This is a genomic window from Kitasatospora indigofera (genome assembly GCF_014655955.1).
GTDB lineage: Bacteria > Actinomycetota > Actinomycetes > Streptomycetales > Streptomycetaceae > Kitasatospora > Kitasatospora indigofera.
Genome location: NZ_BNBO01000004.1, coordinates 235,633 through 261,259 on the forward strand (window position 1 = coordinate 235,633; position 25,627 = coordinate 261,259).

20 protein-coding genes are annotated in these 25,627 nt (G+C 76.1%); 14 read left to right on the top strand and 6 right to left on the bottom strand.

Annotated elements, in window-relative coordinates:
* Positions 1-12: 12 nt before the first annotated feature.
* From IE329_RS06235 to IE329_RS06295, 13 genes are all read left to right on the top strand, one after another.
* Positions 13-930 (top strand): hypothetical protein, encoded by a 918-nt coding sequence (locus IE329_RS06235; protein WP_190209782.1) that lies wholly within the window; start codon positions 13-15, stop codon positions 928-930.
* A gap of 114 nt (positions 931-1,044) precedes the next feature.
* Positions 1,045-1,806, top strand: a complete 762-nt coding sequence (locus tag IE329_RS06240) for an SAF domain-containing protein (protein WP_229927204.1) — start codon at positions 1,045-1,047, stop codon at positions 1,804-1,806.
* Positions 1,806-3,605, top strand: a complete 1,800-nt coding sequence (locus tag IE329_RS06245) for a CpaE-like family protein (RefSeq protein WP_190209783.1) — start codon at positions 1,806-1,808, stop codon at positions 3,603-3,605. Before IE329_RS06240 ends, IE329_RS06245 begins: the two co-directional genes overlap by 1 nt.
* Complete coding sequence (locus IE329_RS06250) at positions 3,595-5,199, top strand: CpaF family protein (RefSeq protein ID WP_229927205.1); 1,605 nt, start codon at positions 3,595-3,597, stop codon at positions 5,197-5,199. Before IE329_RS06245 ends, IE329_RS06250 begins: the two co-directional genes overlap by 11 nt.
* Positions 5,196-6,164: a type II secretion system F family protein gene (locus tag IE329_RS06255; RefSeq protein WP_190209784.1), complete on the top strand. Its 969-nt coding sequence runs from the start codon at positions 5,196-5,198 to the stop codon at positions 6,162-6,164. The genes IE329_RS06250 and IE329_RS06255 overlap by 4 nt, the downstream gene beginning before the upstream one ends.
* Positions 6,161-7,048: a type II secretion system F family protein gene (locus IE329_RS06260; RefSeq protein WP_190209785.1), complete on the top strand. Its 888-nt coding sequence runs from the start codon at positions 6,161-6,163 to the stop codon at positions 7,046-7,048. Before IE329_RS06255 ends, IE329_RS06260 begins: the two co-directional genes overlap by 4 nt.
* A gap of 78 nt (positions 7,049-7,126) precedes the next feature.
* Entirely contained in the window at positions 7,127-7,387 is a 261-nt protein-coding gene (locus IE329_RS06265; protein ID WP_073921693.1) for a hypothetical protein, read from the top strand.
* A 53-nt stretch (positions 7,388-7,440) separates the two neighbouring features.
* On the top strand, positions 7,441-7,821 hold the full coding sequence (locus IE329_RS06270) for a TadE family protein (protein WP_229927206.1): 381 nt from the start codon (positions 7,441-7,443) through the stop codon (positions 7,819-7,821).
* A 68-nt stretch (positions 7,822-7,889) separates the two neighbouring features.
* On the top strand, positions 7,890-8,285 hold the full coding sequence (locus tag IE329_RS06275; protein WP_229927207.1) for a TadE/TadG family type IV pilus assembly protein: 396 nt from the start codon (positions 7,890-7,892) through the stop codon (positions 8,283-8,285).
* A 36-nt stretch (positions 8,286-8,321) separates the two neighbouring features.
* The gene (locus IE329_RS06280; protein ID WP_190209787.1) at positions 8,322-8,852 is read left to right on the top strand and encodes a hypothetical protein; all 531 of its coding nucleotides are present in this window, start codon (positions 8,322-8,324) and stop codon (positions 8,850-8,852) included.
* Complete coding sequence (locus IE329_RS06285) at positions 8,852-12,742, top strand: LysM peptidoglycan-binding domain-containing protein (RefSeq protein WP_190209788.1); 3,891 nt, start codon at positions 8,852-8,854, stop codon at positions 12,740-12,742. Before IE329_RS06280 ends, IE329_RS06285 begins: the two co-directional genes overlap by 1 nt.
* A 115-nt stretch (positions 12,743-12,857) precedes the next feature.
* Complete coding sequence (locus IE329_RS06290) at positions 12,858-13,436, top strand: hypothetical protein (protein WP_190209789.1); 579 nt, start codon at positions 12,858-12,860, stop codon at positions 13,434-13,436.
* 375 nt (positions 13,437-13,811) lie between these two features.
* A complete protein-coding gene (locus IE329_RS06295) occupies positions 13,812-16,688 on the top strand; it encodes a hypothetical protein (RefSeq protein WP_190209790.1) in 2,877 nt (958 codons plus the stop codon).
* Positions 16,689-16,803: 115 nt separating this feature from the next.
* On the opposite strand, the gene IE329_RS06300 is transcribed toward IE329_RS06295, so the two are convergent.
* From IE329_RS06300 to IE329_RS06315, 4 genes are all read right to left on the bottom strand, one after another.
* Entirely contained in the window at positions 16,804-18,195 is a 1,392-nt protein-coding gene (locus tag IE329_RS06300; protein ID WP_190209791.1) for a S53 family peptidase, read from the bottom strand.
* Positions 18,196-18,444: 249 nt separating this feature from the next.
* Positions 18,445-19,203, bottom strand: coding sequence for a 3-oxoacyl-ACP reductase FabG (gene fabG / locus IE329_RS06305; protein WP_190209792.1), 759 nt, complete (start codon positions 19,201-19,203; stop codon positions 18,445-18,447).
* A gap of 23 nt (positions 19,204-19,226) precedes the next feature.
* Positions 19,227-20,414, bottom strand: a complete 1,188-nt coding sequence (locus IE329_RS06310) for a thiolase family protein (protein ID WP_190209793.1) — start codon at positions 20,412-20,414, stop codon at positions 19,227-19,229.
* A gap of 80 nt (positions 20,415-20,494) precedes the next feature.
* Entirely contained in the window at positions 20,495-21,688 is a 1,194-nt protein-coding gene (locus IE329_RS06315; RefSeq protein WP_190209880.1) for an acyl-CoA dehydrogenase family protein, read from the bottom strand.
* 132 nt (positions 21,689-21,820) lie between these two features.
* Here IE329_RS06315 and IE329_RS06320 point away from each other — a divergent pair, with 132 nt between their 5' ends.
* Positions 21,821-22,615: a TetR/AcrR family transcriptional regulator gene (locus tag IE329_RS06320; protein WP_190209794.1), complete on the top strand. Its 795-nt coding sequence runs from the start codon at positions 21,821-21,823 to the stop codon at positions 22,613-22,615.
* A 34-nt stretch (positions 22,616-22,649) separates the two neighbouring features.
* On the opposite strand, the gene IE329_RS06325 is transcribed toward IE329_RS06320, so the two are convergent.
* On the bottom strand, positions 22,650-23,912 hold the full coding sequence (locus IE329_RS06325) for a nitric oxide synthase oxygenase (protein ID WP_373311083.1): 1,263 nt from the start codon (positions 23,910-23,912) through the stop codon (positions 22,650-22,652).
* A 175-nt stretch (positions 23,913-24,087) separates the two neighbouring features.
* Positions 24,088-25,569, bottom strand: a complete 1,482-nt coding sequence (locus IE329_RS06330) for a sugar porter family MFS transporter (RefSeq protein WP_190209795.1) — start codon at positions 25,567-25,569, stop codon at positions 24,088-24,090.
* Between the last annotated feature and the right edge of the window lie 58 nt (positions 25,570-25,627).

The following is a 25,627-nucleotide window of genomic DNA, read 5'->3' on the forward strand; positions in this document are numbered from 1 at the left end:
TCTATTGGGCGAATGACGATTCGGGTGATGCTGGCGGCCGGGCTGCTGCTCACCCCGGCGGGCCCCGCCCGGGCGGAGGGCCCGGACGGTGATGTGCACCAGTGCGAGGTGACCACCATCTGCACCGATGTGCACGAACCGGGGACGACGCCGACACCGGGAAGCACCGGCGGCACCGGTACGAACAACGGCGGCGGCGGAGTCCAGACCTGCGCCTGGAACGGCCAGCAGTGGCCGTGCTGGGACAACGACCTGGGCTGGTTCGACAGTTCGAACGGGTGCTACTACCACCGCTCCAGCCCGCAGCCGCCGGCCGGCAGCAAGGACTGGGACGGCCACGACCCGGCGGACGGCGCCGTCTACGAGGTCAACTGCCGGCAGACGGCCGGCGGCCTGCTGCCGCAGGACCCGGTCTTCCTCGCCCAGGCCCCCGGCGGCCCGCCGCCGGACAACCCGGCCACCCTCGCCAAGGACGCCCGCGACCGGATCGTCTTCACCGCCCCGCAGCCGCACATCGCACCGGCCGAGAAGGCCCTGGTCGGCCTGCCGGTCTGGCTCTGGTACGACTGGAGCGGCGCCGCCAGGGCCCCCCAGCCCGTCACGGTGAAGGGCAACTACATCTCGGTCACCGCCACGCCCTCGGTCCACAAGGTGACCTGGGACCTCGGCGACGGTCACACCGTGCAGTGCAAGGGGCCGGGCACCCCGTACCCGCCCGGCGCCACCGGACCGTCCCCCGACTGCCCGTACCTCTTCACGGCCAGCTCCGCGCTCCGGGCCAACGGCTCGTTCTCGGTGACCGTCACGGTGGAGTGGCAGACCGACTCGGTCATCGTCGGCGCGGGCACCAAGGTCGGCCAGCCGATCCTGCTGTCGACGACCAGCGCGCCGTTCGAGCTGAAGGTCGGCGAGGTCCAGGTGCTGAACTGACCGTCACCGCCGCCCGACCCGACCCCTCCCGCTCCAGCACCGACCCGCACGAAAGGCCGAACCCCGGTGGAGAACCGAACCTATCCGACGCCGGGTACCGGCACGGCCACACTCGTGCCGGAGCCCGCGCGCGGCACCCCGCACACCCCGCCACGCACCCTGCGGGCCCGCCGGCGACGGCCGGCCGTGCTGGCCATGGCGGTGGCCCTGATCGCGGCGGGCGGCCTGGGCGGCGCGGTGCTCTACAACAGCACCGGCCAGCGGATCGCCGTACTGGCACTGGCCCGTGACGTCCCGTTCGGCCAAGTGCTGACGGCGAACGACCTGGTGGTGGCCAGGATCGCCGGCGACCCCGCGATCAAGCCGCTGTCCGCCGCCGACCAGGGGCGGGTCGTCGGGATGCGCGCCGCCACCGACCTCAAGCAGGGCGCGCTGCTGGTCAAGGCGGACGTCGCGCAGACCCTGACCGTGCAGCCGGGCCAGCTGGTCGTCGGCATCGCGGCCAAGCGCACCCAGCTGCCGGCGACCAGGCTGCAGCCGGGGCTGGCGGTCCTCGTCGTGTCCACCCCCGACCAGTCCTCGGGCCAGGGCGGCGGCACCAGGACGCCGGAGGCGCTGGCGGCCGTGGTCACCGCGGTCGGCAAGACCGACACCGACGGCAGCCAGGTGATCGACGTGGCGGTGCCGGCGGCCGACGGCGCCCGGCTGGCGGCCTGGGTGGCCAGTGCCAGGTTCCAGGTCGTGCTCGCCCCGCGCGGCGAGGCCGCGGCGCCGGCCGGTGCGGCGCCGTCCGCCCCCGCCGCGAGCGGCGCACCGGCCACCGGTACCCCGGGGGCGGCGCCGTCGGGGAGCGCGACGCAGAGGAGCGGCACCTGATGGCGGTGATCGCGGTCGTCGGCGGCCCGGGCGCGCCGGGCGCCACCACGGCGGCCCTCGCCCTGCTGCTCGCCTGGCCGCTGGAGTCCGGACGCAAGATCCTGCTGGTTGAGTGCGACCCGGACGGCGGAGCCGTCCTCGCGGGCGCCCTGGAGGGCCGGGTGGAGGCCGTCTACGGCCTGCGCAACCTGGCCGTCGCCGACCGGCGCGGCCTGCTCGCCCAGACCCTCTGGGACCAGCTCATCGACCTCTCCCCGGAGGGCACCACCGAGCGCCTGCTGCTCCCCGGCCTCACCGACCCCACCCAGGCCCCCGGCCTGGCGTACACCTGGGAGCCGCTGGTCGAGACCCTGCACGGGCTCGAACAGCAGGGCTACGACGTGATCCTGGACCTCGGACGCTCCGGCGCCACCGGGCCCAGCGCGGTGCTGGCCCGCCGAGCCGACGTGGTCGTGGCCACCCTGCGGACCACCCTGCGCGGGCTCAGCGCCGCCCGGCCGCGACTGGCCGCGCTGCGCGAGGACCTCGACAACGCCGGCAGCGGCGCGGACGCGCTCGGCCTGCTGCTGATCGCCGAGGGCCCCTACTCCGCCTCCGAGGTCTCGCGCGAGTTCGGCCTGCCCACCCTGGGCCTGCTGCCGCACGCGCCGCGGACGGCCCGGGTGCTCTCGGACGGCGGGGACAGCACCGACCGCCGGTTCATCCGCTCCGAACTGATGCGCACGGCCCGCTCGGCCGCCGACCAGATCCAGCTGCTCACCCGCAGCCGCCGGCGCCGGCTGGCACCCGGCGGGTCGCCCGCGCAGGGCGCGGCCGTACCGCTCGCCGCGGGCCGGCCCGCGGAGCCGCTCGGCCCGCACATCCCCGACGGGCAGCCGGCCTACGCCCGGACCGTCCAGGACCAAGGCGTCCGGGACCAGGCCGTCCGTGAGCAGGCCGTCCGTGAGCAGGCCGTCCAGGGGCAGGCCGTCCAGGACCGCTCCGGTCCGTTCCGGTCCGCCGACGCCCAGCCCGCCCAGCTCCGGCCGACGGGGGCGCCGGTGCCGCCCGGGCCTGCCCGCCCGGTGCCCGGAGGCCTCCCGGTGGAACACCAACCCCCGCGCGGGTCCTGGCAGTCCGGCCCCACCGGCCACCCGCTCGCGTACCCGCAGCAGTCCGGCCCGCCCGCCCACGGGACGACGCCGCCGTACGGGACGGCTCCCTCGTACGGGTCGGCGTCGCTGGCCGGGCTCGCCCCGCAACCGGCCGCACCCGCGCCGTTCCCCGGGCAGCAGCCGCCGCAGGCGTACCCCCAGCCGTCCTACCCCCAGCCGTCCTACCCCCAGCAGGCGCACTCGCAGCAGGCGTACTCGCAGCAGTACTCCCAGCAGGCGTACGCCGCACCGCAGGCCGACGCCGCGCAGGCGTACGGCGGTCCGCAGCCGTCCGGGGCGGTGACGTCCGGGGCGCAGGAACCGGGGGCGGCCCCGTTCGCGCCGCAGGAACCGGGGGCGGCCCCGTTCGCGCCGCAGGCCCACCCGCAGTCCGGGCAGCCGTCGTGGCCCCAGCCCCCGCCGGGGTACTGGTCGCAGGAGCCGGCCGGGGCCCGGCCGCCGCAGGGCCCGTCCCCCCTCGCGCCGTCGCCGCTCGCGCCGTCGCCCCTCGTGCCGACCGCCGTGACGCCGTCCGCCGTGACGCCGTCCTTCGCCGGCCGGCCGGAGCAGGCCGGCGAGCCCGGCACCGGGAGCCCCGACGACCCGCAGACCGCGCAGCCGCAGACCCCGCAGATCAAGTACGGGCAGGTGCTCCGTGCGCGGTAGCCCCCTGAACCAGCGGCCCGCCGCCGACCCCGCCGCCCTGCCCTGGGCGGCGCCGCTGCCGGCCCCGGGCGGCCCCGGCGTGCCCGGCCCGGCCGCGACCGGTCCCGTCCGGCCCGGCCCGGTGCCGGCCGGCGGCCACCCGGCGGCGGCCGCACCCACCGCCGTCCCGTCCGCGCTGCCCTCGCTGGACAAGCGCGGCTCGGCCACCAGACCGGCCGTCGACCCGCAGGTCGCGCGGGAGCTCAAGCGCCAGGTGGCGGCCGAACTGCACCAGCAGCTCACCCGGTTGGCCGCCACCTCCGGCACCGACGCGGACCGGGCCACCCGGCGCCAGCGCGGCCGGGCGCTGATCGAGGAGGCCGTCGCCAGGTGGTCCGACGCGTACGCGCAGACCCACGGCATCCCGCCCACCCGGGAGCAGGACCGCGCGCTCGCCGAAGCCGTCTTCGACCTGCTGTTCCGGGCCGGGCGGCTCCAGCCCTACCTCGACGACCCCGACATCGAGAACATCCTGATCAACGGCTGTGACGACGTCTGGATCTCGCGGGTCCACCAGCCGCTGCGCCAGGTGCCGCCGGTGGCCGACAGCGACGACGAACTCATCGAGCTGCTCCAGGACCTGGCCCGCCAGCACGGCGGCGGCGAGCGCAGCCTCTCCACCGCCAGCCCGACCCTGGCGCTGCGGCTGGAGGGCGGGATGCGCCTCCAGGCGATGACCGAGGTCACCCCGCGCCCCTACGTCGCGATCCGCCGCCACCGGGTGGCCTCCGCGACCCTCTCCGACCTGGTCCAGCTCGGCACCGTGGACCCGACCCTGGCCGCCTTCCTGGCCGCCGCGATCCGGGCCAGGAAGAACGTGATGATCACCGGCACCCAGGGCGTCGGCAAGACCAGCCTGCTGCGCGCGATGGCCGCCGAGATCCCGCCGGACGAGCGGATCGGCACCCTGGAGTCGGAGTTCGAACTCTGGCTGCACACCCTCGGGCACCTGCGCCAGGTCGTCCCGATGGAGGCCCGGGAGGGCAACGGGGAGCGCGTCGAGGGCAGGATGGCCGGCGAACTGACGATCGGTGAGCTGATCCCCGCCGCCCTGCGGATGACCCTGTCGCGGATCATCGTCGGCGAGGTCCGCTCCGGCGAGGTCGTCCCGATGCTGCGGGTCATGACCAACGGCGAGGGCGGCTCGATGTGCACCCTGCACGCCCGCGGCCCCCACATGGTGGTCGACCGGATCGCCGAACTGTGCCTGGAGTACGGCTCCCACATGACCGACAGCCTCGCCTACCGGCTGACCGCCAACGCGATCGACCTCATCGTGCACGTCACCATGGTCGACGAGACCGCCGTCGGCGGGCGCCGGCACCGGTTCGTCTCGCACGTCCTGGAGGTGGCCGGCCTCGGCGAGCACGGCCGGCCGGCGCTGAACACCGTGTTCGGGCCGCGCGCCGAGCAGGGCGAGCCCCGGGCCGTCCCGCACACCCAGCCGAACTGCCTGGACGACCTGCGCCGGGCCGGTTTCGACGCCTCGCTCCTGCAGTCCCGCTACGGGACCTGGGCCGCGCCCCTGCACCTGCGGATCGGTGGTGCCCGATGATGCTGCTCTACGCCCTCTGCGGCCTGCTGGTGGCCGGCGGCCTGGCCGTCCTGGTGGTCGGCCTGCGCGGCACCGAGGCCGACGAGGAGCCGGCCGGCCACGCGCCGCCGGGCCGCCTGCACGTCTTCTGGCACGGCGGCCCCGGCGCCGCCTCCCCCCGGGTGGCCCGCCTGCGCCGGATCCAGCTGCCGCTGGCGCTCGCCGGCGCCCCGCTCGGCTGGCTGTTCACCGGCATCCCGCTGGTCGCCCTGATGGTCCCGCTCGCCGTGTTCGGACTGCCCTGGCTCTTCGACTCCACCCGCTCCGACACCCACCGGGTCGAGCAGCTGGAGGCGCTCGCCGAGTGGACCCAGCGGATCGCGGACGTGCTGCTGCTCGGCGTCGGCCTGAACCAGGCCATCGTCACCAGCCGCCGGACCGCGCCCGCCGCCCTGGAGCCGGAGATCGCCGAGCTCGCCTCCCGGCTGCAGTCCCGCTGGCGGCCCGAGGACGCGCTGCGGGCCTTCGCGGACGCCCTCGCCGACGCCACCGCCGACAAGGTGCTCGGCGCGCTGCTGCTGCGCTCCGGCGACAGCGGACCGGGCCTGGCCCGGGCCCTCGCGGACCTCGCCGAGTCGGTCCGCGAGGAGGTCCGCCAGCGCCGTTCCATCGAGGCCGACCGGGCCAAGCACCGCACCACCATCCGCTGGCTGGTGGGCATCATCCTGCTGGTCGTCGTGGTCGGCTCGTTCAACACCGGCTACACCGCGCCCTACAGCACCTTCGTCGGGCAGGTCGTGCTCGGCGTGCTCGCCGCACTGTTCGTCGCGGTGATCGCCTGGATGCGCGCGCTGGCGGCGCACCCGCCGCTGGCCCGCGTCCTGGAGCCCGACCGGCGCAGCAAGGCCGGCCGGCTCGCCACCGACCGCGACCCCGGCGAACAGGCCGCCGAATCCCTCGACCCGCTGTCCAAGGAGGCCCGGTGATCTCGCCCTGGTCGGTCCTGGCCGGCGCCGTCGCAGCCGGTGGAATCGCCCTGCTCGTCTCCGAACTCCGGCCGGCCGCGCCGGATCTGGGCCAGGCCCTGGACCGGCTCCACCGCACCCCCAGCGGCGGCCTGTCGGAGGACGAGCAGGAGCCCCCGCGCTGGTTCGACCGGATCGGCGCCGGCGCGACCGGCCTGCCCGGACTGCGCCTCCCGCACCGCGAACTGTCGTTGATCGGCCGCACCCCCGCCCGGTTCATGGCGCACAAACTGCTGTTCGCCTTCCTCGGGCTGGTGCTGCCGGCCTACATCTCCGCGATGGCCGCGCTGGCGGACAGCGGCCTCCCGCTGGCGGTGCCGTTCGTGGTCGGGCCGCTGCTCGCCGGGCTGTTCTGGTTCGTCCCCGACGGCATCGTGCGCGGCGAGGCCAAGGAGGCCAGGACCGAGTACCTGCACGGCATCGCCACCTACCTGGAGCTCGTCGCCCTGGAACGCGCCGCCGACTGCGGCCCGGCCGAGGCGCTGCGCAGGGCCGCCGCGGTCGGCCGGGGCACCGTGTTCCGGCGCATCCGCGACGCCCTGGAGCGGGCCGCGACCGACCGGCTGCCGCCCTGGGACGGCCTGGACGCGCTCTCCGTCGAGCTCGGCCTGACGCCCTTGCAGGACGTCGCCGACATCATGCGGATCTCCGGCACGGACGGCGCGGCGGTGTACGACACGCTGCGCGCCCGGGCCAAGAGCCTGCGCGGCGAACTCCTCGCCGAGGACCTGGCCCGCGCCAACACCGACAGCGAGCGGATGGTCGCCCCCGGCTCGGCGCTCACCCTGCTGATGACCACCCTGATCGTCTTCCCCGCGCTCTACCAGATGCTCAACTCGGCCTGAACGCCGGGAAGAAGCACCTGGACCGGTACCCCCCGGTACCTCCCCGGCACGTCCCCCGACCCGACACCTGGAGTCACGATGAACGCTCGCCTGCGTCAGCTGGCCGGTGCCCTGCTGCTGCCCTTCCTGCTACCGGTCCAACTCGCCTCGATGCTCTTCCACTTCCGGGCCGGCCGGCTGCGCGCGGCCCGCGCCTCGGGCGACCGCGGCGCGATCAGCATCGAGCTGGCGCTGGCGGTGATCGCCCTGATGGTGATCGCCGGCGGGGTCATCTTCGCCATCAAGGCCCTCGCCACCGACGTCACCAGCAAGGTCCCCAAGACGGACCCGGTGCCGTGATCCGCAGCCCGCGCCGCCCGTCGTCCGCACCGCCGCAGCGGGACCGGGGGGCGATGAGCCTGAGCCTGGCCGTCGTCTTCCCGGTCATGCTGTTCCTTGTCATGCTCGTCGTGCAGGGATCGATGTGGTGGTACGCCCGGCAGGTCGCGCTGGTCGCGGCCCGCGAGGGCGTGGACGCCGGGCGGTTGCAGGGCCCCGCCGCCGACGCGGCGAAGAACGACGCCGCCGTGCGCCAGGCGACGGACTTCCTCGACCGGGAGGGCAGTGTCGTCGGCCGCTACTCGGTGAGCACGGACGGGAGTTCGGCCGAGCTGATCCAGGTCACCGTGGTGGTCGCACCGCGCTTCCTGATCCCCGGCGTCCCCACCCCGGAGTTCACCCAGCACGCCTCGGGGCCGCGCGAGCGGTTCGTGCCGCGGCCGGGCACCTCGTGAGCGGCCGTCGCGGCCCGGGGCCGCTCCGCGCGGCGCGGTCCGGCCGGAGCCGGCCGGACCGGGGCAGCGTGGCCGTCGAGGCGGCGATCCTGGCTCCCGCGGTGGTCGTCTTCGTCCTGCTGGCGATCGCGGCGGGACGGATGCAGACGGCGGGCGGCACGGTGGACGCGGCGGCACGCGCCGCGGCCCGGACCGCCTCGATCACCCGCGAGCCCGGCGCCGTCGACAGCGCCGCCCGGGCCGCCGCGGACGACGTCCTGCGCCAGGACGGCGTGTCCTGCCAGCAACTGCGCGTCGACATCGAGCGGGGCACGCTGGGCACCCCGGCGGGCCCGGTCGCCACCGTCAGGGTGCGGGTCGGCTGCACGATCGGCCTGCGTGACCTGGTGGTGCCCGGCCTGCCCGGGACCAAGACCCTGACCGGTGACTTCACCTCGGTCGTCGACCGGTACCGAGGACAGTAGACAGAAGTGTGTAGCGCACGTGGGGGTGGGGAAGCGATGCTCCGCAGACCGGAGAGACCGAGGAAGCCGGGGAGACCGGGTGGGCAGGCAGCTCAGGGCGAGCCGGGCCGCGGGCGGCCGGCCCGGCCGTGGCGCGGCCGCCGCGGGAGCCGGCCGGACGCCGGCACCATCTCGCTGTTCGTCGCCGTCGTCGCCACGGGGTTCGTCAGCATCATCGGCGTGGTGGTCGACGCCGGGGGCAGGCTGCGCGCGGTCGAGCGGACCGACGCCTGTGCCCAGGAGGCGGCCCGGGCGGCCGGCCAGCAGCTGGACGAGGCCGGCGTCCTCCAGGGCGACGGCTTCAAGGTCCGCCAGGACTACGTCCAGCGGGCCGCCGACGCCTACCTGCGGACCTGCGGGCTCACCGGCAGCGTCGGGCTCGCCGACGGCGGCACCAGGGTGGTGGTCACGGTGAACACCACCTACGAACCCGCCCTGCTCGACCTGGTGCCGTCCGGCGGCTGGGGGATCACGGGCAGGGGCAGCGCACTCCTCGTCCACGGAGTCAAGGAAGCGGAGAACGGCTGATGGCCGCGCCACGTGCCAAGAACCACGCCCGAACCGACCGCCGGGCCGAGTCCGGCCGACGGCCGGCGCCCGCCCCGCGCGGCCGACGCCGCGGCGGCGTCGGAGCGGTGGCCGGCGCCCTCGTGGCGCTGCTCACCCTGGTCGCCCTGCTGGCCGGCCTCCCGGCCCTGCTGCTGTACGGCACCGCGGCGGTCGCCGGGATGGGCGACCTCGCGCCCGACGGCCTCGGGCAGGCGCTGACCAGCCCCGACGACGGCCGGCTGTTCCTCTGGCTGCTGGTCGTGGCCGGCTGGCTCGGCTGGGCCTGTTTCGCGTTCTCGGTCCTGCTGGAGATCCCGGCACAGCTGCGCGGCCGGATCGCCCGCCGGATCCCGGCCTTCGGCTGGAGCCAGCGGATCGCCGCCGGGCTGGTGGGCTCGGTGATCGCCCTGCTGCCGGTGGCCGGCTCGGCCTTCGCGGCCACCCCCGACCGGTCGCAGGCCGTGGTCTCCGCACCGCAGTTGACGGCCGGGCCGCAGTACGCGGCGCTGCCGGCCGCCCAGGCCGCCCCGGCCCTGGCGCCGGCCGCCGAGCCGCAGGCCGGGTACACCGTGCGGGACAGCCGGCCGGCCGACAGCCTCTGGTCCATCGCCGAGCGCCAGCTCGGCTCCGGCTCGCGCTGGACGGAGATCGCCAAGCTCAACGACGGCCGGGTGATGGACGATTCGGGCCTCCGGTTCGACGCGGACCGGCCGATCCAGCCCGGCTGGAAGCTGCTGATGCCCGCCGACGCCAAGCCGGACGAGCAGTCGCCGGCCCCCGCCCCGGCCCCGCCGGCCCCCGCGCAGCCGGCGGCGGAGGGCGCGCAGCCGGGCGGCGGGCGGCACGCGAAGGTCACCGTAGCCGAGGGGGACACCCTCTCCGCCATCGCGGAACGGGAGTTGGGGAGCGCCGAGGCCTGGCCGCAGCTCTTCGAGGCCAACAAGGGCGTACAGGCACCGGACGGTGAGCGGCTGAGCGACCCGGACGAGGTCGTGCCGGGGATGGTCCTGGCGGTGCCGGGCGTGCCCGAGCCGGCCCCGGCCCAGCCGCCCGCCCAGGCACCGGAGCCGCAGACCACGCCGACCCCGGCGCCGCCGGCCCCCGCAACCCCGGCCCCGACCGCCCCGGCGGCCGAGGCCCCACCGGCCCCGGCGCCCGCCACCGCGAGCCCCGCCGCCGAGGCCCCGGGTGCCCCGGCTCCGGCCCAGGCCCCGGCCACCGCCCAGGACCCGGAGAAGGCGCAGGCCCCCAGCGACGACTACAGCGTCGCCCTGGCCGCCTCGACGGTCAGCGTCCTGCTCGCCGCGATCATGATCGGCACGGTGGCCCGCCGCCGTGGCGGCCAGCAGCGCGCCCGCCGCCCGCGCCACCGGGTCGCCCTGCCCGCGGCCCCCGCCGCGGCCTTCGAGGCCGAACTGAAGGCCCGCCAGGACGCCACCGGGCTGGACCTGCTCAACCGCGCCCTGCGCACGATGGCCCGCAACACCGTCCGCTCCGGCAAGCGGCTGCCCGCCCTGGTGGCCGCCCGGGTCACCCCCGGACGCACGGTCGAACTGCACCTCTCCGCCCCCGCCACCCCCATCGCGCCGTTCCGGGCCGCGCACGCCGCCAACGTCTGGTGGTGCCCGGAGGACGCCTCCGACCTGCTCTCGGCCGGCCAGGCCGGCAAGACCGCCGCGCCCTACCCGGCGCTGGTCACCCTCGGCACGTCCCCGGACGGGTCGGTGGTGCTGGCGGACCTTGAGACCGTCCGGCTGCTGCACCTCTCGGGCCACCCCGACGACGCCCGCGACGTGCTGCGGACCCTCGCGCTCGAACTGGCCCACAGTCCGCTCGCCGACCGCCTGCACCTCCATCTCGTCGACCTCGCCGAGGAGTTGCCGATCTCCGGCCCGGCCGCGGAGCGGATCCACCGGCACCCGAGCCTGGAGGCCGCGCTGACGGCCCTCGGCCCGCGGACCGCCAAGGCGCGCGCCACGCTGGTGGCCGCCGAGGCCACCAGCCCCCGGGACGCCCGCAGCCGCGGCGCCGCCGACGAGTCCTGGATCCCGGAGATCGTGCTCTGCGCCCAGCAGCCCGGCGGCAACATCCCCGCCGAACTGGGCCGGCTGCTCGACGCCCGGCCCCGGACCTGCGTTGCCGTGATCACCCGCGCCCCCGAGCGCGGCACCGGCCCGGTCGCCCGGTGGACCCTGCCGAGCACCGGCCAGACCACCCTGCCCGGGCTGCACCTCGGCCTGGAACTCCAGCGCCTGACCGGCCGGCAGTACGACCAGGTCTCGGAACTGCTGCGCTCCTCCTGCGACGAGACCCAGCACCCGGCGCCGGCCTGGACGATCGACGGCCCCGGCATCGACCTCGAACCGACCGAACTGCCCGTGCCGGTACCGGTGCTGGTGGCCGTCGGGGCCGGCTCCGGCTCCGGCGAGGCCGCCGCGGGCCCGCGGCTGCTGGCCCGGGTGATCGGCACCGGCGTCAGCCCGTTCGCCGGCACCGACCCGGCCGCACCGCTCGCCGCCGCCCCTGCGCCGGCCGGTCCGTCGGCCGCCGTGCCGCCGGGGCCCGGCCAGGCCTTCGCGCCGCCCGGGCCGGGCCGGGCCTTCGGACCGGGCGCGCCCGGGCCCGTCCCCCCGGGGGCGGGCGGCCGGGCCGGGATCAACGGCCGGGGCCGCCGGGTGGTCAACGCCGGCCCCTCGGCCACCGGTGCGCCGGTGCCCGCCCAGGGTGAGACCCCGGTACCGGCCACCGGGCCCAGCTTCGACAAGACGCCCCCGGTCCAGCCGGTCCTCCCCGTGCAGCCCGCGGCCGCCGCGGCGCCGGCCGCTCCCGGTGCTCCGGTGCCCCCGGCGCAGCTGCCCGGCCCCGGGGCGTTCCCGGCCGCCGCACTGCCGCCCGCCGTGCCGACGGCCCCGGCCGGCCCGGACCCGGCCCCGGCACCCGAGCCCGAGCCGGTGCGCGAGCCCGTGACCACCCACGACCCGGCGCCCGCACCCGCCGCCTCCGAGCCGCACACCCCCGCGCGCCCGGCCCCCGGTTCCGTCCGCTCCGACGCCGACGACCTGCTCGCGATCCTCCGCTCGCCGGAGGCGCACGCCACCCGCACCGCGCCCCGGATCCGCCTGCTCGGCCCCGTCGACGTCCTCGGTGCCGCCGGCCCCGCCGAACCCGCCGCGCTGCTGCGGCTGACCGAACTGGCCGCCTACCTGGCGCTGCGCCCGGGCGCCGACCACACCGCCCTCGACCATGACCTGCACCCCGGCGCGGCCCACCTCGAACCGCACCCCGCGGGCGGCCACGGCGACGGCCCGAGCACTCCGCTGCCGGCCAAACTCGCCGACCTGGCGGCCTGGTTCGGCAGCTCGCCGGACGGCCGGGCCTTCCTGCGGACGGACACCGCCGAGGGGTACGCCTTCGCCCCGACGGTCACCTGCGACTGGGACGAGTTCCGCAGCCTCTACCGCCGGGGGATGCGCAGCACCAGCGCCACCGCCGACGCGGCGCTCGCCCACGCGCTGGCCCTGGTCCGGGGCGCGCCGTTCGCCGAGGCGCCGCCGGCCGCCTTCGGCTGGGCGGAGGCGGAGCGGCAGGACATGATCGCCGCGATCGTCGACACCGCGCACGAACTCGCCGCCCGCCGCCTCCAGTACGGCGACCACCGCAGTGCCGAGGCAGCCGTCTTCCGGGGCCTGGCGGTCGCCCCGGACGTCGAACTCCTGCACCGGGACCTGTTCTACGCGTACGCCTCGGCCGGCGCCCGCGACCAGCTGGTCCGCGCCGTCAACCGCCTCGACGCCCTCAGCCGCCGCACCGGCCGGGAGCTCGACGCCGACACGGTGGCGCTGCTCCGGGACCTGCTCTCCGGTTCGTGACGGCCCGTCGGCCGGGGCGGCCGGGGGCGGCGGGGAGCGGCACGCTCCCCGGCCGCCCTCCGCTCCCGGCCGGCCGGGTCGTCGGCGTCGGTCCGGCTCTGAGAGGGTCGTGCGCATGACCGACACCACCACCACCGCACGCGTCGTCACCGATGTGCTCCAGCCCCGGAACGTCCTGCTCGCCGGGATGCCCGCCATCGGCCTGGCGGCGGCCGGGGACTGGACGGGCGTCCCGTGGGGTCTGCTCGGTGCGCTCTGCGCGGGGATCGTGCCGGCCTCCTACATCGAGTGGGAGCGCAGACGGGGCACCTGGGGCGACCGCCATGTGGTCGACCGGACCCAGCGGGCACCGATCTTCCTGGTCATCCTCGGTTCGATCGGCGCCGGGGCCGCGCTGATGACCGTCGGCGGCGCGCCCGGCGGGATCCTGGTCGCGATGCTGGCGCTCTGGGCGATGACCGTCCTGCTGCTGGCGGTGAACACCGTCTGGAAGATCAGCGTGGACTGCGCGGTGGCCTCCGCCGTGGCCGGGATGCTGGCCGTCGTCCACTCGCCCTGGTGGCTGGCCGGGTACGCGGTGGTCGCCGTGGTCTGCTGGACCAGGGTGGCGCTGGGGTACCACACGGTCGCCCAGACGGTGGCCGGCACGGGGCTGGGCGCGGCGGCCGCCGGTGCGGCGCTCGGGCTGCTCTGACGGCGCGTCCGTCCGTCCTGGCGTGCCGGCCTGCGCACTGCCGGACGGCCGAGGGGCCCACGCCCGGGTGACCTCCTGGGCGCCCGCCCGGCCCCTCCGGGCCCCGGCCCACGGGACTCGGGGGCAACCCCGACCGTGCCCGGCCTGCGCCATCGCCCACCCGGCCTGGATCGGGCGAGCCCGGACGCCGTAGGGTGGCGCAACGGGAGTGGTGGACGACCGGCACCACGGTGGACGGGCTGACGCCGCGGCAGCGGCGGGGCGGGGTGGTGACCAGCGGTGTCGGACGCAACAGTGATGCCCGGCGGTCCGGACGGTCCGGGAGACGGCGGCCCCTGGGCCGGCGGCCCGGCCTCCGTGGAGGAGACCACGAGGATGCCGGCGTTCCCGGACGACGACGATTCGGCGATGGAGGAGACGGCCCGGATGCCCCGGATCGGCGTTGCCGGGCGGGAGCCCGCCGAGGCGCCGCCGGCCGCCGCGCAGGCCAACCCCTTCGACGCTCCCGGGCCCTTCGACGCCCGCAATCCCTTCGACGCACCGGGCCCCTTCGACGGGCCGGTCCGGACGACCCGGCAGGGGGCGTTCGACCAGACGCCGGAGTCGGCCGGCGTCCCGGGCCAGTTCCAGCCGCAGCGGTTCACGCCGCAGCCGCAGTCTCCCCAGCCCCAGCCGGCGGCCCACAACGGTCCGTCCCAGGCCCAGGCCCCGCAGCCGGGCCTGCCGGGACAGGCCCCGCCGCCCCCGGCCGCACCGCCCGCCCAGCCCTCCACCGGCTGGACGGTGACGATGCCGGTCATCAACCCGGCGTCGCTGCCGGGCCCGGCGGCCGCACCCGGTCCGGTACCCGTGCAGGGTCCCGTCCCGCCGGCCGGGCCCGTCCCCGCGCCGGGGCCGGTGACCGGCGTCCCCGCGCCCGCCCCGGCGGGCGGGCCGGTGGCCGCCCCCGCCCCCTGGCCGGGCGGGCCGGCGCCGGCGCCCGGTGGCCTCGGTGCCGCGCCGCGCGGCCGGATCCTCGTCGTCGAGGGCGGCTACGGCACGTCAGGCCGACGCCCCTGGGGGCGTGGTGGCGCGAACCAGGCACCCGTCCTGTCGGCGATGCTGGCCGCCGTGTCGCCGCAGATGCTGCTCGCGGCGGACGCCGTGGACGCCGTGCACCTGCCGGGGGCCAACGACCCGCAGACCGTGCTCGCCCACCTGCGGGCCGCCTCCCGGCACCCCGGCCCGCTCCTGGTGCACCTCGGCGGCCACCTGGTGGCCGACAAGCGCGGCGGCCAGCTGTACCTGACGCTGCGTGACTCCAAGCCCGGCTCGGTCCGGCAGGACGGGCTGTCCTGGCAGGCCATCGCCGGCGAGCTGCAGCACCGCCCGCGCGACTGGCAGACCCTGGTGATCGCCGACCTGAGCGCCGACCAGCAGGCCTGGCCGCAGCTGCAGACCCAGATCTCCCCGCTCACCGACGGCATCCCGCTGTGGGCGGTGGTCAGCCCTGACCCGGAGCAGATCGGCACCTTCACCCGCGCCCTGATCGAGGCCCTGCACGGCGGCCGGCCCGGCGCCGACGCGGTGCTGGCGCCCGAGCAACTGCGCCAGCAGGTCTACTCGGTGCTGCGCCCGGACGTGGTGATCCTCAGCTCGCACGCCCCCGACCGGCCGGTGTTCCGCAACACCGCCCGCCGGACGGAGCACGCGCCGGTGATCGACGCGGTGGCCTATGAGGGCCCGCGCCCGGCCGCCGTCCAGCCGCGTCCGGCTGGCCGGCGGGACGCCCTCGTGCCGCCGCCCGCCGCCGGGGCGTCCCCGGTGTCCGGGCCGCCGCCCGCCGCCGGGGCGGCGCCGTCCGGTCCGCCGCCCGCGCCGACGGCCCGGGTGCGGCTCGACAAGCCGCTCCCGGAGCAGGCCGGCGTACCCGCGAGCACCCCCCGGGTCCTGCTGGACAAGCCCGGCACCGCGCCCGACGCGTCCGGCACCGGGGCCGGCCCGGCGGCCGGGCCGGTCGTCAGCCTCAGCAAGGGGGACGCCTCGCCGGTGGCCCCCGCCGGGGCCCGGCCGGTGACGCTCCGGAAGAGGACCACCTGGACGCCCGAGGACGCCCCGGCCACGGCCGGTCCCGGTACGGACGGCCCTCCCACCGACGACCCTGCCACGGACCTGTCGGCCGCCGACGTCCCGGCGGCGGAAGCCCCGGCAGCGCAGGCCACCGTGCCGGCACCCGAGCCGTCGGCAGCCCCGGTGGCTGCCCGACCCGCCGAGGCCCCGCCGGTGGCGGACGAGGCGCCCGAACCCGCCGCCCGCCCGGTCACCCTGGCGAAGCGCGGGCCCGGCGCCGTCCTGCTGGAGGCGCTGTCGGCCGCCGCCGGGCAGCCGCTCCCCGAGCCGGTGTCGCAGTCCGTGTCCGAGCCGGTGTCCGAGCCGCTCTCCGAGCCGGTGTCGCAGGCCGTGTCCGAGCCGAAGCCGAAGCCGGCGCCGGTGTCCGAGTCGAAGTCGGCGCCGCTCTCCGAGCCGGTGTCCGGGAGCGCCTCGCCCTGGGCCGCGGTGGCCGTCGACCCGGCGGCGACGGCTCAGCCGACCCTGACCGGGCTGGCCGTGCCCCCGCCCGAGCCCGCGGCGGCGCCGCAGAACTCGCTCTGGGGCAACCCGGCGCCCGAGGCCGCCCCCGCGCCCCCCGCCGGACCGGCCCCGACCGCGGCGGCACCTGCCGGGACCGCCGCCGGGCCCGAGAGCGGATCCGACGCCGGACCCACCGCCGGACCGGAGGCCGCGACCCAGGCCGCGACCGAGGCTGAGGCTGTCGCCGAGGACCGTCCGCCCCTGCCCGACGACTACCGCGAGGCGATCGGCCGGATCGTCCGGAGTGCCGAGGCCGGCGAGCACGCGGCCGCGGCCGAACTCGCCCTGGCACTGGAGGAGCGGACGGTGGAGGTGCACGGGCCGACGGCGGCACCGGTGCTTCAGGTCCGTCAGGTGCGGGCGCACGTGTCCCGGCTGGCGGGCCGGCCCGGCGAGGCCGCCGACCTGTACCGCGCGGTCGCCCTGGTGCTGCTGCGGGCCCAGGGCGCCGACCACCCGGAGACCCAGCAGGCCGCGACCAACGCCGAGGCCTGCTGGCGGGCCATCCCGGACCGCGCCGAGGCGCTCAAGGTGGCACCGGAGATCATCGAGCTCCGGGCCTACCTGCCGGGCCCGGACGGCCGCAAGCTGCGCGCCGCCGAGCGCTACCTGGCCCAGCTGGCCGCGTCGCCCGCCGGGTGACGGGCGGGCCTGCCCCGGCCGGCCCGCCCGCACGAGGGCCCGGCCGGGCGGCGCGGAGCCACCCGGCCGGGCCGGTCGTACGGTACGGGGGCCCGCCGTCCCGGGGCGGGCGGGGTCAGCGCCCGGCGAGGGCGTGCACGAAGCGCGTCGCGTCGATGGTGCCGAGCCCCGAGGCGAGGTCGTAGCCCTTGGCGGCCTGGTAGCCGGTGACGGTGTCCCAGGAGTTGTCGCCCGCCGTCACGTCGACGATGCCGCTGAACTGCGGCGGGGTGAGCGCCAGCCCGTACAGTCGCGGCCCCAGCTGGCCGAGCCGGTGGCCGGCCAGCTGGGCGGCCAGGGCGACCACGCCGGAGAAGATCGGGGTGGCCTCGCTGGTGCCGCCGGTGAGGTGCCAGCCGACCCGCGCCGGGTCGTAGGACTCGTACGTCCAGGCGGCGCCGTCGACGGCCGCGCTCATGCTGATGTCGGGCGTGCCCCGGTGGTTCCCGGTGACCTTGGCCACGCCGGTCTGGTACCAGGGGCGCGCGAAGACGCCGGACACGCCGCCGCCGGCCGCGCCGTAGTCGTCGTGCCAGACCTGGTCGGGCGCGGTGCGCCGGCCGGTGTCGTCCAGGGTCAGCCGGGTGCCGCCGACCGAGGTGACCAGCGGGTCCGAGGACGGCCAGGAGTTGACCTTGTACGGGTAGAGGTTCTCGCCGTCGGCCTGGTAGTCGGTGGCGCCGGCGTCGCCGGAGGCGGCCAGCACGGTGACGTCGTGGGCGGCGGCGTACTGGAAGGCGTACCGCAGGTCGGTGAGCGACTTGAAGTCGCCCTTGTCGTACCCGGGGAAGGTGTTCTCGGTGGCCCCGAAGCTCTGCGAGATGACGTCGGCCCTCCCGGCCTTGATCAGCGCCTTCTCGGCGTCCATCATCTCGGGCAGGCCGGTGACGCCCTCGGTCTCGGCGACGCCGGTCTCGACCAGGATGATGTGGGCGTCCGGGGCGACGGCGTGGGCGTACTCGACGTCCAGGGTGCTCTCGCCGGCCCAGCCGGTGTGGTCGGGGTTGGTGGGGTCGAACGGCGGCACCTCGCCCCACTTCACCACCTCGACCTGGGTGTCGGGGATGCCCCACTGCTGGTCGAAGACCTCCAGGTCGTGCTGGATGGTCGGCGAGCCGAAGGAGTCCACGATCACGATGGTCCGGCCCTTGCCGGTGATGCCCTGCCGGTAGAGCGGGTCGAGGTTGTACGCGGTGCGGTACTGCAGCGGGGAGTAGCAGTGGATGCCGATCTCGGTGACGCATTGCGAGGTCGGCAGCGGGGCGACCCGGCCGGCGGCGGTGATGTGGCCGCTGGAGGCGGGGCGGACGTGCGGGGAGGGCTGCCGGCTCCCGGTGGCCGGGCCGGCGGCGAGGCCGGTCGCTCCGGCGCCGCCGGTACTGAGGGCGGTGGCCCCGACGGCGAGCAGCGCGAGGGCGCGCACGGTGGCGGAGCGGCGGGTGCCCGCGGTGGCGGGGGAGGTGCCCATGGAACTCCTTGGGACGGAGGGTCCGGCCTGCTGGGGTCGGTCCGGCCATCCCATCGATCAGAACATGATCATGCCATAGTCATTTGGTACTCCTGGCATGACCGCTCCAGGCCACCGGACTAGGTAAAGGCTGGCCCCGGGTTCGGTCATGGACCACCGGGACCAGCCATTTGTGTGACAGTCAGGTCGACGCACGGTCATGTCGACATGTAGTCACGTCCCCCTGCCGCCGGGCCTCCGGCGCGGCTGTCAGCGCGCCCCGCCGTTGACGTACAGGGTCTGGCCGCTCACGTACGAGGCGTCCTCGCTCGCCAGGAACGCCACCACCGCGGCGATCTCCTCCGGCTGCCCGACCCGGCGCAGCGGTGTCCGGGCCGAGACCTCCGCCTGGTGGTCCTCGGGGGTGGCGCCGACCCGCTCCGCGGTGGCCGCGGTCATCGAGGTGGCGATGTAGCCGGGCGCCACCGCGTTGACGTTGATGTTGTACGGGCCGAGCTCGATCGCCAGGGTGGCGGTCAGGCCCTGGACGCCGGCCTTGGCGGCGGCGTAGTTCGCCTGCCCCCGGGCGCCCAGCGCCGAGCGCGAGCTGAGCGAGACGATCTTGCCGTACTTCTGCCGCACCATGTACGCCTGGGCGGCCTGCGCGCAGTTGAACGCGCTGGTCAGATTGACCGACAGGACGGCGTCCCAGTCCGCCTTCGGCATCTTGAAGAAGAGGTTGTCGCGGGTGATCCCGGCGTTGTTCACCAGGATGTGCAGCCCGCCCAGCTCCTCCACGACCCGCGCGAAGACCGCCTCGACCGCCGCGTGGTCCGCCACGTCGCAGCCGTACGCGCGGGCGGTGCCGCCCTTGGCGGTGATCGTGTCGACGGTGGCCTGCGCGCGGTCGGCGGTCAGGTCGACCACGGCGACCGTCGCGCCCTCCTCGGCCAGCCGCAGTGCGGTGGCCGCGCCGATGCCCTGGGCGGCGCCGGTGACGACGGCGACCTTGTCCGAGAACCTGCTCATGTGCTGATGCCCCTTCAGAGTGATCAGACCGATTCGACGAGTACGGCGGTGCCCTGGCCGACACCCACGCACATGGTGGCCAGGCCGCGCCGGGCCCCGGTGCGGCGCATCCGGTGCAGCAGGGTGGTGAGGATCCGGGCGCCGGAGCCGCCCAGCGGGTGGCCGAGCGCGATCGCCCCGCCGGACGGGTTCACCAGCTCGGGGTCGAAGCCCAGCTCGTCCACGCAGGCCAGCGCCTGGGCGGCGAAGGCCTCGTTGAACTCCGCCTCCTGGACGTCCTGGACGCTCCAGCCCAGCCGGCCGAGCACCTTGCGGGTGGCCGGCACCGGCCCGATGCCCATCACGTCCGGGTGCACCCCGGCGGAGGCCCCGGCGGCGTACCGGCCGAGCGGCTCCAGGCCCAGCTCCGCCAGCACCTGCTCGCTGACCAGCAGCAGCGCGGCCGCGCCGTCGTTCATCGGGGAGGCGTTGCCGGCGGTGACCGTCCCGCCGTCCCGGAACACCGGCTTGAGCTTGGCGAGCCGCTCCAGGGAGGAGTCCTCCCGGATGCTCTCGTCCTGGCCGACCGTCACACCGTCCGGGCGGACGACGGGCAGCAGCTCCGCGTCGAAGTGGCCGTCCTTGCGCGCGGCGGCGGCCCGCCGGTGGCTGCGCAGCGCGAAGGCGTCCTGCCGCTCGCGGCTGATCCCGTACCGGCTCGCCACCTCCTCGGCGGTCTCGCCCATGCTCAGCACGCCGTGCAGCTCGTGCATCCGGGGGTTGGTGATCCGCCAGCCGAGCCGGGTGTCGAAGGTCTCCAGCCTGTGCGGCAGCGCCTCGTCCGGGCGGGGCAGCACGAAGGGCGCGCGGCTCATCGACTCGCAGCCGCCCGCGACCACGATCTCGGCCTCGCCGGAGGCGATCGCCCGGGCCGCCGTGCTGACGGCCTCCAGGCCGGAGGCGCAGAGCCGGTTCACGGTGGCACCGGGGACGCTCTCGGGCAGTCCGGCCAGCAGGACGGCCATCCGGGCGGCGTTGCGGTTGTCCTCGCCCGCCTGGTTGGCGGCGCCCCAGTAGACGTCGTCGATCCGGGCCGGGTCGAGGCCGGGCACGTCGGCCAGCAGGCCGCGCAGCACGGCGGCCGACAGGTCGTCGGGCCGGACGGTGGACAGGGCGCCGCGCAGCCGCCCGATGGGGGTGCGGCGGGCGGCGGCGAAGTAGACGGGACGCACTTCGTCGGGCTCCTCTACGTCGAACGGTCGGGGGGCGGGGGGCAGGGGGCGGGCGGGGGCAGGGGGCGGGCGGGCCCGGCTCAGAAGGCGTTGACGCCGGTCAGCGAGCGCCCGATCAGCAGTTTGTGGATCTGGCTGGTGCCCTCGTACAGGGTCATCACCCGGGCGTCCCGGAGGTACTTGCCGACCGGGTACTCGTCGATGAAGCCGTACCCGCCGAAGACCTGCAGCGCGTTGTTGGCGGCCCGGACGGCGGCCTCACTGGCGAACAGCTTGGCGACCGAGGACTCGGTGCCGAACGGCAGCCCGCGCTCGATGTGGTCGGCCACCCGCCAGGTGAGCAGCCGGGCCGCGTCCAGGTCCACCGCGATGTCCGAGAGCAGCTCCTGGACCAGCTGGTGCGAGGCGATCGGCCGGCCGAACTGCTCGCGTTCGGCGGCGTACCGCACGGCCGCCTCCAGGCAGGCCCGGGCGATCCCGACGCAGCCGGCGGCCACCGACATCCGGCCCTTGGCCAGGGCCGCCATCGCCACGGTGAAGCCCTTGCCCTCGGGGCCGAGCCGGGCGCTGTCCGGCACCCGGACGGCGTCGAGGGTGAGTTCGGCGGTGGCCTGGCCGCGCAGTCCGAGCTTGCCGTGGATCTCGGTCCTGGTGAATCCGGGCAGGTCGGTCGGGACGAGGAAGGCGGTGATGCCCTTGTGGCCGGCCAGCTCCGGGTCGTCGCCGCCGGTGCGGGCGAAGACCAGGGCGACGTCGGCCCACGTCCCGTTGGTGATGAACATCTTGGAGCCGCTGATCAGCCAGTCTCCGCCGCTCTCCGGGCGGGAGGCGCCCCCGGGCCGGTCGCGGACCGCCCGGGTGGTCAGGTTGGCGGCGTCCGAACCGGTGCCCGGTTCGGTCAGGGCGAAGCAGCCGAGGGCCTGGCCCGAGGTGAGCGCGGGCAGCCACTGCCGCTTCTGCTCCTCGGTGCCGTACGCGTTCACGGACTTGGCGACCAGGCCCAGCGTGACCGAGACGATGCCGCGCACCGCGGAGTCACCCCGGCCCAGCTCCTCCAGGACCAGGCAGTACGCCAGGTGGTCGCCGCCGCTGCCGCCGTACTCCTCGGGGATGGTCAGCCCCAGGAAGCCGAGCCCGGCCAGCTTCCCGACGATCGCGCGGTCCACCGACTCGGCGCGGTCCCAGGCGGCGGCGTACGGCACGATCTCGCGGTCGGTGAAGCTTGCCGCGAGTGCGCGGACGGCGGTCTGCTCCTCGGTGAGCTCCAGGTTCATGGGGGCGTCCATCCGTTAAACTAGCGGTGCAAGTTTTTTCGGACTCTAGCCCGCCCCGGCCGATCTGTGAAGGGCCGCCTGCGAGAATGACCGCCCAGGGCGTGTCCGCCCACCCGACCGGAGGAACCGACGATGGCCCGCCCGCGCACGCCTCTGCTCAGCCGCGACCGCATCGTCGCGGCAGCTCTCGCGCTGGCCGACGCCGAGGGCCTGGACGCGCTGTCCACCCGCCGGCTGGCCACCGAGCTCTCGGTCAGCGGCCCCTCCCTCTACAACCACTTCGCCACCAAGGACGAACTGCTCGACGCGGTGGTCGACTCGGTGATGGGCGAGGTGGACCTCTCGATGTTCGGCCCGGGCGCCGCGGGGACCCGGGACGCGGGCGGCCCCGGCGCTGCCGCCGGCGCCGCGGACTGGCGGACCCCGCTGCGCGACTGGGCCCGCTCCTACCGGGCGGCGCTGGCCGCGCACCCCAGCATCGTCCCCGTCCTCGCCCAGGGCCCGGGCCGCCGGCCGAACGCGCTGCGGCTGGCCGACGCCGTCTTCGGCTGCCTGGTGGACGCCGGCTGGCCGCGCGGCCAGGCCACCCGGATCGGCGCCCTGATGCGCTACTTCGTCACCGGCTCCGCGCTCGCCTCGTTCGCCGCCGGGTTCCCCGAGGACGCCGGGCTGTACGCGGCCGAGTACCCGCACCTCGGCGAGGCCCACCTGCTCGCGGAGCACCGCCGCTCGATCGACGAGGGCGCCTTCGAGACCGGCCTGGAGGCCCTGCTGGACGGCCTCGAACTGCGCTACCTGCGCACCGTCCGCCCCGGTCCCGGGCCCGGTCCTGCTCCTGGTACGGCTCCTGCTCCTGGTACGGCTCCCGCTCCAGGTACGGCTCCCGCTCCCGGCTCCGCGGCCGGGACCGCCCCCGGCCAGGTCTGACGATGCCGGCCGCCCGGCCGGGGAGGCGCGCCGGTCACCACGGTGCGCGGGCCAGGAAGGCCGGGCGCAGCGCGGGGTCCACCGGGTCGTAGTACCGGTGGTACACCGGCGTCAGCCCGCCCGACACCGGCGGGACGATCCAGCTCCAGTCCGCCGGGGTGGGCCGCCCGAGCCGCTTCTCCTGCGCGATGTGCTTGAGGAACCGCTCCGACTCGGTGTGGTGGTCCGCCATCGTCACCCCGGCCTCCTGGAACGAGTGCAGCACCGCCACGTTCAGCTCCACCAGCGTCCGGTCCCGCCAGAGCGTCCGCTCGCTGGAGGTGTCCAGCCCGAGCCGCCCGGCGACCTCGGCCAGCAGGTTGTAGCGGTCCGCGTCCGCCAGGTTGCGGGCCCCGATCTCGGTGCCCATGTACCAGCCGTTGAACGGCGCCGTCGGGTACCGCACCCCGCCGATCTCCAAGGTCATGTCACTGATCGCGGGCACCGCGTACCAGCGCAGGCCCAGCTCGGCGAACCAGCCGTGGTCCGGGTGGCTCAGCCGCACCTCCAGTGCGGCGTCGTCCGGCACCTCGTACCACTCGGGCCGGGCCCCGGCGCGCTCCTGCACCAGCAGCGGCAGCACCTCGAACGGCTCCTCGCCGCACTTCCACCCGAGGTCGCGGGCGCGGGCGGCCAGCTGCGCCCCGGCCGGGTCGCCCGTCCAGCCGCCGCCGGGCGCCGGGTGGCCGGCGTAGCGGACGAGCTGCTGGTTGAGGATCCGGGGCGCCGGGCGGCCCGGCCGGTCGGGGGCGAACACCGAGACCACCGGCCGGATCCGGCCTTCGTTGGTGGCCAGCCGCAGGTGCTCGAAGCACTGCTCGGCGATGTCGTCGGCGGCGGAGAGATGGCGCAGGTCGCGCACCACCAGGCTGCGCCAGTACAGCCGCCCGATGCAGCGGGCGGCGTTGCGCCAGGCCAGCCGGGCGCCGAAGGCCAGCTCCTCGGGCGTGTGCTCGTACGTCCCGGTCCGGTCGATCTCGTCCAGCACCTGGCGCAGCCGGGGCCCGGGGCCGCCCGCACCCGGCCGCTCCTGGTGGAACTGGCGGACGAAGCCGGTGGCCTGCCGGGGGTCGGTGAACACGGCGGGCGCGGCGGTGGGTGCGGCGGCCGGGGCGGTTCGCGTCGCCGGCGCCCCGGCGGAGGGCCCGCCGGCGGACGGGCCGCCCGTCGACGGGGTGCCGGCGGGCGGTGCGGTGTGGCCGTACGGACAGGCGCCCGTCGGAACGGGTCTGCGGGTGCGGAGCCGGTTGAAGATCAAGAATCATCCCTCCCAGGTCTCCAGGAGTACCGGATGTGTGTCCGCGGCCGCAGAGAGTGAACGAATCGGCCCCCGCCCCCGGCGAATGACGCTAGGGTGCGAGGGCCGTGGCGGCGCCGGTCCCGGCCCGGGGTGCCCCGGGGGGAGCGGGCCCGTGCGTGCCGGTGGGGGCCGGTCAGCCCATGTCCTCCAGGCGGACGCCCTTGGTCTCCTTCATGAACCTGGCCACGAAGAACACCGACCCGGCGGCGAAGAGCGCGTAGGCCAGGTAGGTCGCGGAGAGGTTCCAGCCCGCCATCGACGGGAAGGACACCGTGATCGCCCAGTTGGCGATCCACTGGGCGGAGGCCGCCACCGACAGGGCCGCGGCGCGGATCCGGTTGGGGAACATCTCGCCGAGCATCACCCAGACCACGACCCCCCAGGACATCGCGAAGAACAGCACGAAGGCGTTGGCGGCGACCAGCGCCACGGTGCCCTGGAGATCGGGCAGGGCGACGTCGTCCCCGCTGCCGGTGGCCGAGGAGAAGGCCCAGGCGCAGGCGCCCAGCGAGATCGCCATGCCGGCCGAGCCGACCAGGGCGAGCGGCTTGCGGCCGATCCGGTCGACCAGCAGGATCGCGATCACGGTGCCGACGATGTTGATGATCGAGCTGGAGAAGCTGATCAGCAGCGAGTTGCTCTGGTCGATGCCGACGGACTGCCAGAGGATCGACGAGTAGTAGAAGATCACGTTGATGCCGACCAGCTGCTGGAAGACCGACAGGCCGATGCCGGTCCAGACGATCGGCAGCAGGCCGAAGCGGCCGCCCAGCAGGTCCTTGAAGCGGGGCCGGTGGTCGGAGGCGATCAGGCCCTGGATCTCGGCGATCCGGGCGTCGGTGTCGGACGCCGGGCCCTCGACCTCCTTGAGCACCCCGCGGGCCTCGTCGAGCCGTCCGGCCGAGATCAGGAAGCGCGGGGACTCCGGGATCATCGAGGAGAGCACGAAGTAGACCACGGCGGGGACGGCGCAGACGCCGAGCATCCACTGCCAGGCCTCCAGGCCGAGCAGCTGCCCCCGGGTGTCACCGCCGGCCGACTCCGTCAGCACCCAGTTGACCAGCTGCGAGATGGCGATGCCGAGCACGATCGCGGCCTGCTGGAAGGAGGCGAGCCGCCCGCGGTAGCGGGTCGGCGCCACCTCGGCGATGTAGGTCGGGGCGATCACCGAGGCGATGCCGATCGCCGCACCGCCCAGGACCCGCCAGAGGGCGAGGTCCCAGGCGGCGAACGGCATCATCGAGCCGACGGCGCTGATCCCGAAGAGGACCGCGCCCGCCTTCATCACCCTGATCCGTCCGTACCGGTCGGCGAAGCGGCCGGCCAGCGCGGCGCCGACCGCCGAGCCGAGCAGGGCGGAGGAGACGATCAGGCCGGTCACGCCGTCGCCGACACCGAACCTGTCCTGGATGCCGGAGACGGCGCCGTTGATCACGGAGCTGTCGTAGCCGAACAGGAACCCGCCGAGGGCGGCCGCGGCGGTGATGAAGACGACGAAGCCGAGGCGGTCGGGGGCCGGGGCCGAAGCCTCCGGGGCCGGGCCGGGCCGGGCTGACGACTGGGTGGCGGTCACGGAATCTCTCTCCCGGTGCTCAACACTGAGCCTGCATAGCATGAACACTTTGCGGCCGGGTTGCCGCAACGCGCGTTCAAGATATGTTCGTATGAATCGA

What these genes read in the sequence shown, in the direction of transcription:
- IE329_RS06235 (WP_190209782.1), top strand. Translation starts at nt 13, where the DNA reads ATGACGATTCGGGTGATGCTGGCGGCCGGGCTGCTGCTCACCCCGGCG.
- IE329_RS06245 (WP_190209783.1), top strand. Translation starts at nt 1,806, where the DNA reads ATGGCGGTGATCGCGGTCGTCGGCGGCCCGGGCGCGCCGGGCGCCACC.
- IE329_RS06255 (WP_190209784.1), top strand. Translation starts at nt 5,196, where the DNA reads ATGATGCTGCTCTACGCCCTCTGCGGCCTGCTGGTGGCCGGCGGCCTG.
- IE329_RS06265 (WP_073921693.1), top strand. Translation starts at nt 7,127, where the DNA reads ATGAACGCTCGCCTGCGTCAGCTGGCCGGTGCCCTGCTGCTGCCCTTC.
- IE329_RS06270 (WP_229927206.1), top strand. Translation starts at nt 7,441, where the DNA reads ATGAGCCTGAGCCTGGCCGTCGTCTTCCCGGTCATGCTGTTCCTTGTC.
- IE329_RS06280 (WP_190209787.1), top strand. Translation starts at nt 8,322, where the DNA reads ATGCTCCGCAGACCGGAGAGACCGAGGAAGCCGGGGAGACCGGGTGGG.
- IE329_RS06285 (WP_190209788.1), top strand. Translation starts at nt 8,852, where the DNA reads ATGGCCGCGCCACGTGCCAAGAACCACGCCCGAACCGACCGCCGGGCC.
- IE329_RS06290 (WP_190209789.1), top strand. Translation starts at nt 12,858, where the DNA reads ATGACCGACACCACCACCACCGCACGCGTCGTCACCGATGTGCTCCAG.
- IE329_RS06295 (WP_190209790.1), top strand. Translation starts at nt 13,812, where the DNA reads ATGCCGGCGTTCCCGGACGACGACGATTCGGCGATGGAGGAGACGGCC.
- IE329_RS06300 (WP_190209791.1), bottom strand. Translation starts at nt 18,195, where the DNA reads ATGGGCACCTCCCCCGCCACCGCGGGCACCCGCCGCTCCGCCACCGTG.
- fabG (WP_190209792.1), bottom strand. Translation starts at nt 19,203, where the DNA reads ATGAGCAGGTTCTCGGACAAGGTCGCCGTCGTCACCGGCGCCGCCCAG.
- IE329_RS06315 (WP_190209880.1), bottom strand. Translation starts at nt 21,688, where the DNA reads ATGAACCTGGAGCTCACCGAGGAGCAGACCGCCGTCCGCGCACTCGCG.
- IE329_RS06320 (WP_190209794.1), top strand. Translation starts at nt 21,821, where the DNA reads ATGGCCCGCCCGCGCACGCCTCTGCTCAGCCGCGACCGCATCGTCGCG.
- IE329_RS06330 (WP_190209795.1), bottom strand. Translation starts at nt 25,569, where the DNA reads ATGCTATGCAGGCTCAGTGTTGAGCACCGGGAGAGAGATTCCGTGACC.